Origin of the sequence: Streptomyces sp. PA03-3a (genome assembly GCF_033792735.1) — a bacterium.
Classification (GTDB): Bacteria; Actinomycetota; Actinomycetes; order Streptomycetales; family Streptomycetaceae; genus Actinacidiphila.
Genome location: NZ_JARAVM010000008.1, coordinates 164,892 through 179,854, shown reverse-complemented (window position 1 = coordinate 179,854; position 14,963 = coordinate 164,892). Strand labels below are relative to the sequence as shown.

Here is a 14,963-nt window from a genome sequence, read left to right as displayed (position 1 = left end):
CGGCAGCGCCGACTTACGCCGACTTACTCGGTGGTGGCCTTCCAGGAGTCGTCGATGCCACCGTCGGCAGCGATCCGTTGAAGCTCCTCGCTCCATGGCTGATTGGGAAGCAGTTGGTTGACAGCAACCATCGCGCTCCAGAGCACGACGAATGCAACGAACGGCGACCGCTCGGCCGGGCTGGGTGCGCCCTCGCGGTATACCGGCTCGTCGTACAGCTTCACTACATCGGACGCGGTGTCGTCGAAGAAGCACTGCGCAGCCGTGAGCGTCGGGTGCGCAAGCTGGGTCTCTCCGATCCATGCCGCCAGCAGCGGAGCCCCGAGGCGCTTGAGGAGGGGGGTGCTGTTGTTGAACTGGTTGGCGGAATTCGGCTCGATGATCATTGCCTGAACGAGGTCGGGAAGCTTCGGGTCGTAGGTCATGCCGGCGAGCTCCGCCGCATCGCGAAGCTTCATCTGGGACTGCTGGAGGGCCAGGTTCATCGAGTCAACGGCTTCCTCGCGATCCTCGGCAAGCCACCTGATCTTCGCCATGTGCTCGAGCAGTGCACGGCGGTTAGGCGCCGCTTCATGTCCCAGGCCCTTGCGGTGCAAGAGGACGATGGCGTGCGCTTGGCGTTGCGCTGCAGCAAGCAGGCCCCAAGCCACGAAGAACGGGCGTCTGTCGTCCTCGGTCGGGGCCCAGCGAGCGACATCCCGGGTGAGCTCGGCAAGGTCCTGAAGGCCCTTGTAAGCCCGCTGGTTATCAGCGACTATCTCATCGTTCACGGGCTCAATGGTGTCGCTACGACCACCATCTGTGCTCGGGATTTTCACCCCCGATCACATCCACCTCTGCGCCAGCTGCGGGGAACCTCGTCGGCGGGATCCCAATCCTATCGGTCAAAATACGGCCAAACGTATACTCGCCGCTGCGGCCGACCCCCGACAACTACTATGGCTGAGCACAGCTCGTGGCCAGGGGGAGGGATGCGGAATGACGACCGTCTACGTCACCAAGCAGGGAGACAGGCACCACACGCGACCGGACTGCGAACTCATCACCGGTGCGCAGAAGACAGCGATGACGATGGGCTGGAACGTCCACCCACCCCAGCCGGTGAGCCAGACCGACGCGGAGCGGCTCGGCAAGGGCGAACACTGTCCCCGCTGCATCGAAGTCCCCAGTATTTAGCGGGGCGCAAGCATGCACCCTCGTGAGCTAACCGCCGTACACGGCTCGAGCACATGGCGAAAATCCGGTGGCTGGCCAAGGATCGCGAGGAAGCCGTTGACTCGATGAACCTGGGACTGCAGCAGTCCCTCGCGCGGGACGCGATGGACGTGTTCAGGCGGCCTGACTAACCGCGCTCACCACTGGCTACCAGGGCGTCCGCACGCCCAATTGTGGCCGCAACGAGGTGCCGGGTGTGATCCGCGAGGCGTTGCACTGTGGCCTCGTCGACATCACCCTGTCCGCCCATGGCGAGCTTGAAGATCGCGTCGAGATACGGGGCAGCCGTCGAGATCGGGGCGTCGGCCTGCCCGGACGGGTCGTTGTACCACACGAGGACGGACCGGTTCTGGTCTTTGGGGATCCTAAACGGCAGGTGGCTGAGGCCGGCGCCGGAGATGTCGTCGGAGATCAATTCGGCAACCAGCCGCCCCGTACGGCGCTTGCCTGAGATGTCGCGAAGCTGGCGGACGCTCATGTAGGCGAACCCACCGTTGCGATCGACAATGCCTCGAATCTCAACATCTGGCAGCATGACCACGATTCCCCTCCCCCATGCCCCGGGTAGACGGCGAGGCACGGGGCGATGCTACAGCGGGGCAGGAGGAGCCGTGCCTGGACGCGGACCGGCGCCCAAGAATCCAGAACGCAGGCCCGCAGTAACTGCCTCAAGGACCTCCAGGCCGGCGCGCCGGGCACGGCGGCCGGTCCGGAGGTACCTGCGGGGCTGTCTGGGCTGCTGAAGGGCGCAGGGACCCCCGGGTGTTCGGGCAACCCCAACACCGCTCACCCGAGTGAGTGCGCGCCTACGACACCGCGGCCAGCGCAGGGAACACGACCACCGAGCCGTCCTTGTCGCGGGCAATCTCAATCGCCACGTCTGTCGTGCGGCTGGGGACCAGGACGCTGTCGCCCAGCTTGCGGATCCGGCTTGCCGTGCGCATCAGGCGATCGACTTCACCGGTAGTGAGCACGGGTCGGAAACTGTTCGTGCGCGTCAACTCCAACGTGGACAAGCGTTCCAGGATACCGGCGATGCTCGACTCCAGTTCGTCGAGGCGCTGCTGGTCGGCCTTGAGTGCCCGGGTGAAGTTCTCGAACAGGTTGCCGGGGTCGCTCTGGGCGTGATCGACGGCCTGCAGAACGATGACCCGACGCTTGAGCGCAATGGCCAAGGCGGCGAGTTGCAGGTGGGTGTGGAATGTGCCGCCGTCGTCGTCGACGCCGGGGAACGCCTTGGTCAGCGTGTCGATCTCGACGGCCTTGTCGTTGGGCAGTTCGTCAAGTGTGTGCTTCCACTTGGTGAGGCGCCGGTCAGCGGCGGCCAGCGCCTTGCCGATGGCATGCACTGCCGAGTCCAGTCCCAGCGAGACACCAAGCTTGCCCTGGTCGAGCAGGATCGCGGTGGCCTTGTCGATGGCATCCCGGCAGCCGTCGAGTTCGCTGCGCTCGTCATCGAGCTTCTGGTCTTGCAGCTGCTCCAGCAGCTCCGTGATGCGTGCGATGGCCTGCTGGCGCTGGTGGTCGGCATGCGCGCTCACCCCCACCGCTACGGCCATGAGCACCAGCGGCGCGGCCACGGTCAGTGCCGCGCTGCCAGCGGCCGCGACGCCGGCTGTCGCACCGGCTCCACCGACTGCGCCCGCCGCTGCCGCTTTACCCACAGGCACGAAGGTCGCGTTGGCGGCGATCCCCGTTGAGTTCATAAGCGCACTATGGATGCCACCGGCGGCCGCCTTCGACGGCATCGAGAAAACGATGCCCTGACCGAACTGTGCGGCAACCTTCGCCGGAACCACCATGCGATACAGGCCTTCGCCGGCAGCGGTCGCCGTAGCCGCCGCAGAGGAACTCTTCGCTGATTGCGTGATGAGCTGCGACAGGTGCTGCGCCAAGGGACTGGCCGCGTCGAGCGGTATGCCTCGGCTGCGGTCGAGCTTGCCGGGCAGCGGATGTACCTCAAGTGTGGCGATCGGCTTGTCGGCCAGCGCGGCCAGCACACCACGCAGTTCGGCCAGACGCTCACCGGTCATCGGCCCGTCTGCGGCCAGTGCGGGTACCCGGACATCACCGGTCGCCAGCGTCCAGACCGGAACGATCGCCTCGCGGTCGTCAGTCATCGTCTCCCCCTCGTTTCCAGCGTCAGCCTGCGGCTGATGTTCGACAAAAACAGCATGAACCTTGTGTATTCAACTACGGGCACCGTCCGCCCGTGAACTGACGATCGGGCAACGGAAGGGGCCCCTCAGGCGATCTGGGTCGTCCAAATCAAGCGCGCCGCGAAGCGAGGGAAACCCAGAAGCCGACGCGCAGGCCCTCGTCCGCCTGCCCAACAACGCGTGGACGTGCGGCCCTGCGTCAGGACGGCAACCGCACGGGATGCGGTCCCAAGGGCGAGCGGCCGTCCTATGCTCCGCTGGCTCGAGTGGGCCGCGGGGGGCTCAACCCCCGCGCAGGCCCCCTCCGCGAAAAGTGACGCACGCTCTTATCCCGTAACGGCGACGGCCATCCAGTGCCAAGGCCTTCCTGCGCGCTGACCGCTGAACTCGCCCAGGGTCCTCCACCCGCTTCGCCATTTCCCACCGCCGTGGTACTTGGCACGGCAGGAGCAGGTACACAGATGGCCTTGGGCGTTCTGGCAGGATGAGTTGCACCTTTCACGCGGGTTGTACTCGCGGCCGATGAGGATGCTCGGGTACCTGCGGATCAGCTCCCGGCTCATGCGGGGGAAGTGCGCGCTGGCAACCGTCCAACACCCCTCATGACCGTTCCACCGGAACGATCGATCGCTTCCGAGCCAGTCCCTGAGGTTCCGCTCGTGCTCCCACATCGTGTGATCCGGGAACCAGACACCGAACCATCCATTGGCGGGCAAGCCGATCGTCGGCAGGTGCTCACCCTGATAGTTCGGGATCCACTCAGGGGGCTTGAGGTATACGGGCTGCTTTCGCCGATCACGCCGGTCTCTTTTGCCTGCAATCTTCTGGCTTCGTCGAGGTCCGGGCCCCCACTCGACCGATACGTGTGCGGCGAGCTGACCGGAGGCATGGCAGGGCAGACGGCTTATCAGCCTGTCATGGGCGACCACGCGGCCGTCCTGGTCGACCTCGATGAAGCTGCGGCACTTCAAACATGTGCGGAAGGGCCTTCCGCCGCTCACAAGCCCCCCTTGGTTTCCGCTGATCTCACTGAGCCCCTTGCAACAACAGGGGATCGGTATCGGGTCCCTCGGCTGGTAGGGCAACGCGATCACCTGCCTCAGCAGGCCGGCGCCGCGCACCGCCAGTCGAGGGGCGCCGCGCTACCGTCCAAGTGAACGCCTCGTGCTGACTGTGCAGCCGGGCCGTCAGTTCGTTACCGCCACGTCCGTGACCTTGCCAGTGATCTTGACGCCGGAACCCGCGGTGGACAGCGACGAGGGGTAGTACTCCATCGACGTTCCGTCGGTCAAACTGATCGTTTCGATGACCGGCCCGCTCTCGTCACCATTGACCTGGTAGGTGATCTCGTACGTCTTGTCCGGGTCGATGGGCAAGATGCCCTCGTAAGCCAGGTCCGGTTCGACGTCCACGTTGCACCCGGCCGAACCGAAGCAGTGCTTCCGCTTGATCTTGATCTTCATCGTGAAGTCGGAGGGCTGCGGGTCGGCGTACACAGGCGCCTCCGTGGTCGGGGACGACACGGGCTCCGAGGAGGTCGTTGCCGCCGGGGCGGACGGTGAGGGTGACGGGGCAGAGACCTGCGGAGCGGCGGTGCAGGCACTGCCGAGGGGGACGGCTATCAGAGCCATAGTGACGAACAGCCTACGAGTGGTCACGCGCGGTCCTCTCTGGGTGCGCGGCGTATGCCGGCGCTGTTTACGCGGTGCGGTTTCCGATGTATCTCTTCCTCGATCCGTGCACCCCCGGGGAGGCGGGGCGCGAGCGAGACCGGCCCGCGCCCGACCCGGGTTCGCCGGCGGTCTGCGGGGGAAACACGGTGGGACGTGCCCTTGCCGATGTTTCGCGCAGCACTGCTTCGGTCATCTCCGCGGCTGTGATGACGGTGGCCAGTCCGTCGAAGCCCACCCCGTCCGTGCAACGGCTCGGCTTCGCCACTGCGGCGTAACCTGTGCCGAGGAGTCGGTACTCCGGGGCGCCCATGCAAGGGACGCTCTTCCTGACGAGGGAATGGCAGACTCGTCGAGAGGGGCTGGGCACAGCGTGCCTCGTCCGTTGCTTGGCAGATCGGCGTCAAGCGCCTCCGGTCAGGGCGCGGGATCGGCCTTCGCGGTGTCGTTGACATTCGTCAGGCAAGCCTTCATGAAGGCCTCGCGGTGGATGGTGCCGCCGTTGGGCTGCTGCGAAATCTGGGTGTACTGCTGCGAGCATGTGCTGTCGTTCGCGGTGTAGGTGACGTTGCCGTCGTCGGCGTACACGCCTCCCGCTATGACGCCGGACGCGTAGGCGCCAAGGAGCGTTGAGCGGCCAAAGACAGGCTTGTCCACGGTCTTGGTGACCGTATGGGTGACGACCTTGGGCGGGCGAGACTCGGCCTGATGGGCGCGGTGGTCGGCAGTAGCCGCCTGGCGGCGGGCGGCGGCGAGCGCAGAGTGGGTACGGACGTGGTCCACCGTGGCCGCCGTGACGGACAGAGCGGTCAACCCGCAGGCGGCAATGGCGATGACCTTGGCTCGGTTCACGGTTGTCCTTCAGGTAGAAATCGGGGCGTATTGACCTGCTTGAACCGCCAGTCAGCCGGCTGTCGGTCCGCTGCCGGTGATGAATGAGCTGCCCTCGCGCCACCGTTACTTCCGTAAGCGGAAGGTAGGGATTTCAGACGGTGCTGGAGCCCAAGGCCGACGAGTCCGCGCCGTGCACAGCTGCCAGCGGGGCCTCGGCGTGTCCGGGCGGAACCGGCCAAGGCCCCCCGTCTTTGGTCGGCGGGGCCTTGGTTGAAGAGATCAGTAGTTGGCGTTGGCCATGACGTCGCCATCCTGGCCGTAGACGGTCACGAGCCCGTTCTTGGACTCGTAGCAGGACGTGAACGCAGAGGCGATGAGCTTCGCGTCACCCTGGTTGTCGCTCATGAGCCCGCCAGTGAAGTCGGTGTAGACCTCAGCCGAGTCCAGGATGTCGTTCCGCTTGTCCGCGCCGGTCACCTTCGTCACGTGCTGGACGGCCTTCTTCTCCGTGGCCGTACCGGTCTTGGCGACGCAGGCCTTGAACTGTTCGGCCTGGGTCTTCGTCTTCTGCGGGGGCTTCGCCTTGGCCTTGTGGGACTCCGGCGTGCGGCTGGCGGTGACGGCCTTGTCCTTGGAGCTGGTGTCGGTGGAGTCGCCGTTTCCGCCGCCGGCCGCGGCGGCGATGCCGATCAGAACGAAGAGGGCGACGACGCCGAGGCAGCCGAAGCCGACGATCTTCCCCGCCTTCGACTTCTTCGGCGGCTGCGGCTGGAACGGCAGAGTGCCGTAGCCCTGCTGCTGCGGGCCGCCCCAACCGGGCTGGGGCTGCTGCGGGTACTGCTGCTGGCTCATGGTCCCTCCAAGGGATGTAGATGCACCTTGCGGGTGCGCGTGAGTTGTGAGGCTGGAATGTGCTCAGGCGGCCTGGGAGCGCCGGTAGTCGGCGAGAGCTCCGGTGGCCCACATCGGGACCAGGCGCGGGAGCTCGGTGGGCGGGACGGCGCCGCGTACACAGCGCAGGCCGAGCTTGGCGAGGGAGTCGGCGGCCTCGTTGAGGGGGTGTCCGACGTGGGCCTTCTCGTGGACGAACGTCAGGTGCGGCGTGTACTCGGTGAGCAACTGCAGCTTGAGCAGGCTGGGCTTGCGGCCCTGGGAGCGCAGGTGGGTGTCGTAGCCCTCGGGCATGTCCGTCCCGCCCTGCTGCCAGCTGTGCAGGTGCTGCAACGCCTGCAGGTTGTCCACGCGGACCTCGATGGGCCGGCCGGGGTGCGTGTGGAGGACCGCCTTGAGTCCCCAGTACACGGCGCGCAGTTCGGTGACGACCACGCGGGAGCGGGGGCGCACGAGGTACTTCGGGTAGAGGTGGGCGCGCAGACCGGTGTGGCCGGTGGTGGCGAGGTAGCCGGAGGCCACCTGGTCGGGGCCGACCGAGGCGTCCGTGGCGAGCACGATCGGCCCCGCGATGGCCTTGACCTTGTCGTTCACGCACACCTGGCGGCGAGTGGACGTGGCGGGGCGGGGTGCGTGGGCGAGGGGAGAACGACGACCCATGACAGTTGCCTCCTTGTCTTCGCAACGGAGCAGTGGGAGAGAGGGCGGGCGTGCGTGACGTCCGCCGAGCGTGGTCGTGTGGATCAGTCACTGTCACTGGGTTGCGATGACCCCTGAAGCTCGCCAGATGCGGTGGGCTCCGTCGTTTTCGGTGAGTCAGATGGAGACCGGGGCCTTCCTGTACCAGTCCGTGATCACCTTGGTCAGGTGCACGACGTTCTGCTGCCGCATGATCGGGGCGGAGGCGTTCGGCTCGAAGTCCTCGTTCGCGTCCGTGGTACGCCAGATGCTGTCCTCGGTGACCGGGGCGGTCATGTGCCGGTCGAGCCGCTTGAAGAACTCCTGGATGTCACCGTCCTCGGCGCCGGACTCCCGCAGGTTGCGGTAGACGCCGCCCAGGACGCGCAGCATGCCCACCGAGCCCAGGAGCGAGGACTCGCGCAGCTTCATGGCCTTGGTGGGGGGCGCCGGCGGCTCGTTCTTCTTCTTCTCGGAGAGCGAGGGGTCGTAGTTGTCCACGTCCTCCTCGGTGATCTCCGCGAGCGTGGAGAAGGCGACGGAGATGACGTCCAGGAAGCCGCGGACGCTCTCGATGACCTCGTTGTCGGTCAGCGACTCGACCTTCTTGCTGACGCGGCCACCGGGACCGGCGATGACGGCCCGCGTGATGTCGGCGACGTGCTTGGCGCCCATCAGGTTGCGGTTGGTCAGGGTCATCCGGTCCCGCTCGATGTCGATCTTGCCCAGGAAGAGGGGGTGGGTGACGATGTCGCTGAGCGTGCGGTTGGCGATGCGGGAGGTGTCGAAGCGGGCCCGGACGGCACCGGAGATGCCCTTGGCGTTGTCAGCGACATCGACGAACATCTGCTGGCCCTTGACGCCGTCGGGCTCCACGTAGATGTCGATGCCGACGAACTCGTCCTTGAGTCGCTGCATCCGGCCGATCAGAGCCTCGCGGTCTTGCTCCAGCTTCGCCTTCTTGGCCTCGTTGGCGCGGTGGATCTCCCGGTCGATGCGTGAGACCTCGTCCGTGATGCGCTTCTTCTCCAGGTGGACGCCGAGGATGCGGTGCTGGCCGTCGATCGTGATCAGGCGTCCGATGCCGCCGATGGACCACGGAACGGTCAGGTAGCCGACCGAGCCGTCTTCGCTGATCGGCTCGAAGCGGCAGCCACCGGTGTCGCGGATGAGGAGGGCGGGAGCCACCCAGCCGGGGTTGTCGGCAAGGTACTGGCCGAAGCCCTTGGCGTGGGTGATGTCCACCTTGCGGTTGTCCGGGTCCGGCTTGGCCGGGTCGGGGATGGTGAGGATGACCGAGAGGTCGGAGAGCGGGATGCGCGTCGTGTAGACGGTCCGGCCGCCCTGGCTGGTGCGGATCGCCAGGTAAGTGGACTCCTCACGCACCAGGGAGAGGCGCGACGAGTCGACGGTGATGGTCACGGATGACTTCCTTTCCGAGCAGGCAGCCCTCGGGGGCAGCGGGAGGGAGGGCGGGCAGTGCGTGAAGCCCACGGGGTGGAGCGAGTGGGTCAGACGCCGGCATCGGTCGCCGGGTGGGCCTGGCCGTAGACAGTGAGGAACAGCTCCAGGTCGGCGCGCTCGTCGGGCGCGATGCGGCCTGAGGTGAGGCGGGCGCGGGTGTCGCGGTGAGCGCGGCGCAGGTAGCCGCTGCGCTCCAAGTGGTGCCACAGGAGGCGGAATGCCTGCTGGTGGTCGTAGAGGGTGGTCTCGTAGGCCTTGCCGGTGATGTGGCGGGCCTGGACCAGCAGGGCCCGAAAGTTCTCCCCGGCGTCGCGCTTCAGCAGCTGTGCCAGGTGGCGGCGGTACACGGTCAGTTCGGGCTCGCCCGTCTCGGTCAAGCAGGTCTCTCCACTCGTGAGGCGTTGTCTGGTGTCCCAGGGCAGGCCGAAGCGGCCGTCAACGGCCCCGGGCGCTTCCGCCGACCGCGAGCCGACCGGAAGCGTCTACAGATAAGCACCACAGTGAAAGCACTGTCAAACCTGTTTACCGACTTGGTCGGGGGTGTATGGTGGTCGCTGTCCCCGACGAGAGGCGAGAACACGTCATGGCGCAGCCGTCAGCCCAGGTGACAGCCGCGGAGATCTCCCGCATCGCGGGAGTCACGCGCGCCACCGTCAGCAACTGGCGCCGTCGGCACGACGACTTCCCAGCACCAGCCGGCGGCACGGAGACCAGCCCGCTCTACGACCTGGAAGCCGTGCGTGCCTGGCTTGGCTCCCGCGGCCAAACCACCGCCGCAGCCCCCGCCGAGGAACTGCGCACCCTGCTGCGCCTGCGACTCGCGGGCGCCGACTCGGCCGTACCGCTGCTTCCCCTGGTCCTCGCCATCTCTCGCCGCACACCGGACGAGCTGACGGCGCTGGTCGACCTGCCGGACGCTGACCTTGCCGCACGCGCGGACGCCGCCGTCGCCGAGCTCGTCGGCACAGTGCCGCAGACCGAGGCCGCCCCCTTCACAGCAGCGGACGCAGGCATCGTGCGGGCGCTGATCCACTGTGTACGGGAGGAAGGCGCCCAGGCCGCCCTCGATGTACTCGCCGAGCGGGAACTGGAGGACAGCGCCTCCACCGGCACCTACCAAACCCCCGACCGCCTGGCCGACCTCATGGCCCGCCTACTACCCGCGGACACGGCCCGGGTCCTGGACCCGGCGTGCGGCAGCGGCACCCTGCTGGCCGCCGCCGCACGCCACGGCGCCCGCGAGTTGTACGGCCAGGACGCCCTGCCGGTGCAGGCCCAACGCAGCGCAGTACGCCTCCTGCTGGCCGCGCCCGATGCGGCGGTGGCCATACAGGTCGACGACAGCCTGCGCCACGACGCCTTCCCCCAGCCCCTAATGGATGCGGTGCTGTGCAACCCGCCTTACGGCGATCGCGACTGGGGCCACGACGAACTGGCCTACGACCCCCGCTGGGCCTACGGCGTCCCACCGCGCATGGAATCCGAACTCGCCTGGATCCAGCACGCCCTCGCCCACCTGCGCCCCGGCGGGTATGCGGTGCTGCTACTGCCCCCCGCCACCGCCGCACGCTCCTCAGGTCGCCGCGTGCGCGCCGAACTGGTACGCGGCGGCGCCCTCCGAGCCGTCGTCGCCCTGCCGCCTGGCGCGGCCGCGCCCCTGCACATCGGGCTCCAGCTGTGGATCCTGCAGACCCCGGAGCCGGACGGCCCGGACCGCACCTCGGTGCTGTTCGTGGACGCCGCCGCCGAGCGGCAGCAGGACAGGCCACGCGACCGGGCCGGGAGCACGCTCAGCTCATCGGGGACGCGTCGACGCCGTGACGCCCTCGACTGGGACGAATTGACCGGCACCGTGCTGGACCACTGGACGGCCTTCCGCGCCAACCCGGAGTCCTTCTCCGACGAGCCCGGCATCGCCCGGGCCGTCCCCGTACTGGACCTCCTCGACGAGGTCGTCGACCTCACCCCAGCCCGCCAGGTCCGCGCCCTGCCCACTGACATCGACCCAGCCCAGGTGGCACAGCAGGCCGATCACCACCGCAAGCAGTTGACCGAGCACGCCAGCCACCTTGCCCAGGCCGCTCAAGGCACATGGCAGCCCACGGACGACCCCCCACGGCAGTGGCGCACGGCCACCATCTCCGACCTCGCCCGCGGCGGCGCCCTGGAGATCCTGCGGGCATCGGCCGACACCCGGGAAAAGACCGAGGGCATGCAATGGAGGGCCGAGAACGCCGGACGGCTGGTTCTCTACGGCACCGACATCGCGGACGGCGCACCCGCCTCCGCCACGTTCCTTGACAGCATGCCCTTGAAGTCGTCACCCGTCATCACAGAAGGGGACATTCTGGTACGCATGTTCCCAGGGGACGGCATGAGCACGGCCCGACTGGCCGACGAACAAGACATCGGGGCCCTGCTCGGCCACGACCTCTACCTCCTGCGCCCGGACCCGACACGATTGGACCCCTGGTTCCTTATGGGCTTCGTCGGCGCGCACGACAACATCACCGGGGCATCCACGGGCAGCACCACCGTCCATCTCCAACCCGGCCGGCTACGGGTACCGCTACTGCCCCTGCAGGAGCAGCGTCGCTACGGCGAGGCCTTCCGCCGCATCCACGAACTACGCACCGCCGCCCGCCAGGCCACCGAACTGGCCCGGGAATACGCGGACCTCCTGACTACCGGCCTGACGGCGGGGGCGCTGCTCCCGCCCGAGACTGCATCGACCTGACGCACTGGCGCACTTCTTCACCTATCCACCACACTCGACCGTACCCGCCCCCACGCGCGGCGGGACGGCCCGGAAGGAACTCGGGGAACCTTGAACAGAAGCAAGCACACGGAACTGGCGAACCACGCCTGGTCCGTCGCCGACCTCCTGCGCGGCGACTACAAGCAGTCCGACTACGGCAAGGTAATCCTGCCGTTCACCGTGCTGCGACGCCTGGAATGCGTCCTGGAACCCACACGGGACAAGGTCGTCGAGACGGTGGCCCGCTTCGCCAGCCAGGACATCGACACCGACCGCTTCCTGCGAAAGGCGTCGGGCCACTCCTTCTACAACAAGACCGAGCTCACGCTGCGGAAGATCGCGGCCGACCCGCAGAGCGCGGCGAAGAACCTGCAGATCTATGTCGGCGCCTTCTCCGACAACGCTCGCGAGGTCCTCGACAAGTACGAGTTCGCCCAGCAGGTCAGGAAGCTCGACGGCGCGAACCTGCTCTACCAGGTCATCGGCAAGTTCACCGACCTCGACCTGCACCCCGTTGTCGTGCCCAACCACAACATGGGCTACATCTTCGAGGAGCTGATCCGCCGCTTCGCCGAGCAATCGAACGAGACCGCGGGTGAACACTTCACCCCGCGTGAGGTCATCAAACTGATGGTCAACCTGCTGGTGGCGCCCGACGCGGACGCCCTCAGCCTGCCAGGTGTCGTCCGCACGGTCATGGACCCGGCCTGCGGCACGGGCGGCATGCTCAGCGCCGCCGACGACCGCATCATGGCGCTCAACCCGGACGCGACGGTCGAGGTGTACGGCCAGGAACTCAACCCCGAGTCCTGGGCGATCTGCCGGTCCGACCTCATGATCAAGGGCCAGGACCCGGACAACATCGCCTTCGGCAACTCCTTCTCCGACGACGGCCACGCCCGCCGCACGTTCGACTACATCCTCGCCAACCCGCCGTTCGGCGTGGAGTGGAAGAAGGTCAAGGACGAGGTCGAGTACGAGCACAAGTCGCTCGGCGACGCCGGCCGCTTCGGCGCAGGCCTGCCGCGCATCAGCGACGGCTCGCTGCTTTTCCTCCAACACATGCTCTCGAAGATGAAGCCGGTGGACGTGAACGGCGGGGGTGGCTCCCGCATCGCCGTCGTCTTCAACGGCTCCCCGCTGTTCACGGGCGCGGCCGAGTCCGGCGAGTCCAACATCCGCCGCTGGATCCTGGAGAACGACTGGCTGGAGGCGATCGTCGCCCTCCCGGACCAGCTCTTCTACAACACTGGCATCTCCACGTACTTCTGGATCCTCACCAACCGCAAGGACGCCGACCACAAGGGCAAGGTCGTCCTCCTGGACGCGCGCGACCAGTGGCAGAAGATGCGCAGGTCGCTCGGCGACAAGCGCAAGGAGCTCGGCGACGGAACGAACGGCGGCCCCGACCACATCGCCGACATCACCCGCCTATACGCGGAGGCCCTGCAGGTCGCGAAGGACCCCGAGCACCCGCTGCACGGCAAGGTCAAGATCTTCGCCAACGAGGACTTCGGATACCAGCGCATCACCGTCGAACGCCCCCTGAAGCTCCGCTTCGAGGTCACCGAGGAGACGTTGGCGGCGCTGGCTGAGGCCAAGCCGGTGGCGACGCTGGAGCGGAACGTGGCGTTCGTCGCGGCGGTGCGTACTCTGCTCGGCTCAACGTGGACGACGAAGTCTGAGGCGTTCATCGCACTTAAGGACGCAGTGGTCGCGGCCGGCCTGACCTGGCCGCCGGGAGCGCCGTTCGCGAAGGCGGTACGGGAGACGATTGGCGTCCGGGACCCGGAGGGCGAGGTCCAGAAAGTCAAGGGCGCGCCGGAGCCGGACGCGGACCTGAGGAACTACGAGAACGTTTCGCTCGGCGAGGACGTCGAGGACTACCTCAAGCGCGAGGTGCTGCCGCACGCCCCGGACGCGTGGATCGACCACACGAAGACGAAGATCGGCTACGAGATCCCGTTCACGCGGCACTTCTACGTGTACAAGCCGCCGAGGCCACTGGCGGAGATCGACGCGGAGCTGAAGTCGCTGGAGGCGGAGATTCAGTCGCTGCTGGTTGAGGTGACCGAATGACGTTTCCTGTCAAGTGGCCGACTCGCCGAGCTCGCTTCTCCTTCTCGCGTCGCGACGTACGAGACGCTGACGCCCCCTTGGCCTCTGCAACCAAAGACGGCGTCAGTCTGCGAAGCGACCTAGACTTCTCAGTGTGGAACCCGGATTCCAACGTCAGTAACTACAAGCTCGTTGAACCAGACGACTTCGTTATCGGCCTACGGTCCTTCCAACACGGGATTTCGCACTCCGCGGTGCGGGGTATCGTGAGTCCGGCATACACGGTTCTGCGGTCAGCAGACGACTTGGATCCGCGATTCTTCAAGCACTATTTCCGATCCAGCCTGCTCATCTCCCATCTCGCGAATATCACCCAGGGGATCCGGCAAGGTCAGGCAATTGACATTGAGGCCTTCCAGGACCTTTCGATGCCTGTACCCCCGCTGGAGGAGCAGCGCCGCATCGCCGACTTCCTCGATGCTGAGACGTCCCATCTGGATCTCCTGGCTGGCAAGCGCGAACTGCAGTTGCGCCTCCTCGAGCAGCGGAGGTTCAGTCTGGTGCGTGAGGTGCTGATGAGTGGGCTCCGGGGCGCGCAGACCGAGACCACTGATCTGGGTTGGCTGCCGAAGCGTCCCATCGACTGGTCTCTTGTGCCACTGCGATACATCACACAATGTCTCGACGGGCGACGAATTCCTTTGAGCGCCCAAGAACGATCCTCGCGTCAAGGCCCATACCCCTACTATGGGGCAAGTCGGGTGGTCGATCACGTCGATGACTACCTATTCGATGAGCCATTGGTGCTGTTCGGTGAGGACGGCGCCCAACTGGGTAATCCGAATCTTGAGGTTTCCTTCTTCGTTGAAGGGAAGATTTGGGTCAATAACCATGCGCACGTCTTGCGGCCGATCGGGATCGACGGGCGGCTCCTTGCGGAGATCCTCAATGTTTTCGATCGTGAACTGTGTATGAGTGGCTCCACGCGTGAAAAAATCACCCAGGATGGGATGAACGGCGTACTCGTTCCCGTACCGCCTGAGGACCAGCAGCGTGAGCTGGTCGAGTGGATCTCCGCGGAGCAGGCCAGGGGAAACCGGCTCGCAGAGTCACTACGTCGCCAGCTCAGCCTGCTCGCCGAACGCCGCCAGGCCCTGATCACCGCCGCCGTGACCGGCCAGTTCGACGTCTCCACTGCCAGCGGGCGCAACGTAACGGACGGAGTGAGCGCGTAGC

13 protein-coding genes are annotated in these 14,963 nt (G+C 66.7%); 4 read left to right on the top strand and 9 right to left on the bottom strand.

From position 1 onward, the window contains the following. Positions 1 to 23 precede the first annotated feature (23 nt). The gene (locus tag PV342_RS12430; RefSeq protein WP_500316987.1) at positions 24 to 770 is read right to left on the bottom strand and encodes a DUF5677 domain-containing protein; all 747 of its coding nucleotides are present in this window, start codon (positions 768 to 770) and stop codon (positions 24 to 26) included. 208 nt (positions 771 to 978) lie between these two features. Here PV342_RS12430 and PV342_RS12425 point away from each other — a divergent pair, with 208 nt between their 5' ends. Then, complete coding sequence (locus PV342_RS12425) at positions 979 to 1,176, top strand: hypothetical protein (protein WP_500316986.1); 198 nt, start codon at positions 979 to 981, stop codon at positions 1,174 to 1,176. Between the two features lie 166 nt (positions 1,177 to 1,342). Here PV342_RS12425 and PV342_RS12420 read toward each other — a convergent pair whose 3' ends face one another. From PV342_RS12420 to PV342_RS12385, 8 genes are all read right to left on the bottom strand, one after another. Further along, positions 1,343 to 1,756: a hypothetical protein gene (locus PV342_RS12420; RefSeq protein ID WP_500316984.1), complete on the bottom strand. Its 414-nt coding sequence runs from the start codon at positions 1,754 to 1,756 to the stop codon at positions 1,343 to 1,345. Positions 1,757 to 2,021: 265 nt separating this feature from the next. Next, the gene (locus tag PV342_RS12415; RefSeq protein WP_500316982.1) at positions 2,022 to 3,335 is read right to left on the bottom strand and encodes a hypothetical protein; all 1,314 of its coding nucleotides are present in this window, start codon (positions 3,333 to 3,335) and stop codon (positions 2,022 to 2,024) included. Between the two features lie 1,226 nt (positions 3,336 to 4,561). Next, complete coding sequence (locus PV342_RS12410; protein ID WP_500316980.1) at positions 4,562 to 4,897, bottom strand: hypothetical protein; 336 nt, start codon at positions 4,895 to 4,897, stop codon at positions 4,562 to 4,564. Between the two features lie 564 nt (positions 4,898 to 5,461). After that, a complete protein-coding gene (locus PV342_RS12405) occupies positions 5,462 to 5,896 on the bottom strand; it encodes a hypothetical protein (RefSeq protein WP_500316978.1) in 435 nt (144 codons plus the stop codon). A gap of 261 nt (positions 5,897 to 6,157) precedes the next feature. Beyond that, positions 6,158 to 6,730, bottom strand: a complete 573-nt coding sequence (locus tag PV342_RS12400; protein WP_500316977.1) for a hypothetical protein — start codon at positions 6,728 to 6,730, stop codon at positions 6,158 to 6,160. A 63-nt stretch (positions 6,731 to 6,793) separates the two neighbouring features. Then, the gene (locus PV342_RS12395) at positions 6,794 to 7,429 is read right to left on the bottom strand and encodes a ribonuclease H family protein (protein WP_500316975.1); all 636 of its coding nucleotides are present in this window, start codon (positions 7,427 to 7,429) and stop codon (positions 6,794 to 6,796) included. A gap of 156 nt (positions 7,430 to 7,585) precedes the next feature. Beyond that, complete coding sequence (locus PV342_RS12390) at positions 7,586 to 8,869, bottom strand: DNA sulfur modification protein DndB (RefSeq protein ID WP_500316973.1); 1,284 nt, start codon at positions 8,867 to 8,869, stop codon at positions 7,586 to 7,588. 89 nt (positions 8,870 to 8,958) lie between these two features. Beyond that, positions 8,959 to 9,288 carry a hypothetical protein gene (locus tag PV342_RS12385; protein WP_500316971.1) on the bottom strand — a complete coding sequence of 110 codons (330 nt, stop codon included), beginning with the start codon at positions 9,286 to 9,288 and terminating at the stop codon, positions 8,959 to 8,961. A 206-nt stretch (positions 9,289 to 9,494) separates the two neighbouring features. Between PV342_RS12385 and PV342_RS12380 the strand changes: the two genes are divergently transcribed. The 3 genes from PV342_RS12380 (at position 9,495) to PV342_RS12370 (ending at position 14,962) form a co-directional block, all read left to right on the top strand. Then, positions 9,495 to 11,648 carry an N-6 DNA methylase gene (locus PV342_RS12380; RefSeq protein ID WP_500316969.1) on the top strand — a complete coding sequence of 718 codons (2,154 nt, stop codon included), beginning with the start codon at positions 9,495 to 9,497 and terminating at the stop codon, positions 11,646 to 11,648. A 90-nt stretch (positions 11,649 to 11,738) separates the two neighbouring features. Continuing rightward, positions 11,739 to 13,748 carry a type I restriction-modification system subunit M gene (locus tag PV342_RS12375; RefSeq protein WP_500316967.1) on the top strand — a complete coding sequence of 670 codons (2,010 nt, stop codon included), beginning with the start codon at positions 11,739 to 11,741 and terminating at the stop codon, positions 13,746 to 13,748. Positions 13,749 to 14,032: 284 nt separating this feature from the next. After that, positions 14,033 to 14,962: a restriction endonuclease subunit S gene (locus tag PV342_RS12370; RefSeq protein ID WP_500316966.1), complete on the top strand. Its 930-nt coding sequence runs from the start codon at positions 14,033 to 14,035 to the stop codon at positions 14,960 to 14,962. The last annotated feature ends 1 nt before the right edge of the window (position 14,963 follow it).

What these genes read in the sequence shown, in the direction of transcription:
- PV342_RS12425 (WP_500316986.1), top strand. Translation starts at nt 979, where the DNA reads ATGACGACCGTCTACGTCACCAAGCAGGGAGACAGGCACCACACGCGA.
- PV342_RS12415 (WP_500316982.1), bottom strand. Translation starts at nt 3,335, where the DNA reads ATGACTGACGACCGCGAGGCGATCGTTCCGGTCTGGACGCTGGCGACC.
- PV342_RS12400 (WP_500316977.1), bottom strand. Translation starts at nt 6,730, where the DNA reads ATGAGCCAGCAGCAGTACCCGCAGCAGCCCCAGCCCGGTTGGGGCGGC.
- PV342_RS12395 (WP_500316975.1), bottom strand. Translation starts at nt 7,429, where the DNA reads ATGGGTCGTCGTTCTCCCCTCGCCCACGCACCCCGCCCCGCCACGTCC.
- PV342_RS12380 (WP_500316969.1), top strand. Translation starts at nt 9,495, where the DNA reads ATGGCGCAGCCGTCAGCCCAGGTGACAGCCGCGGAGATCTCCCGCATC.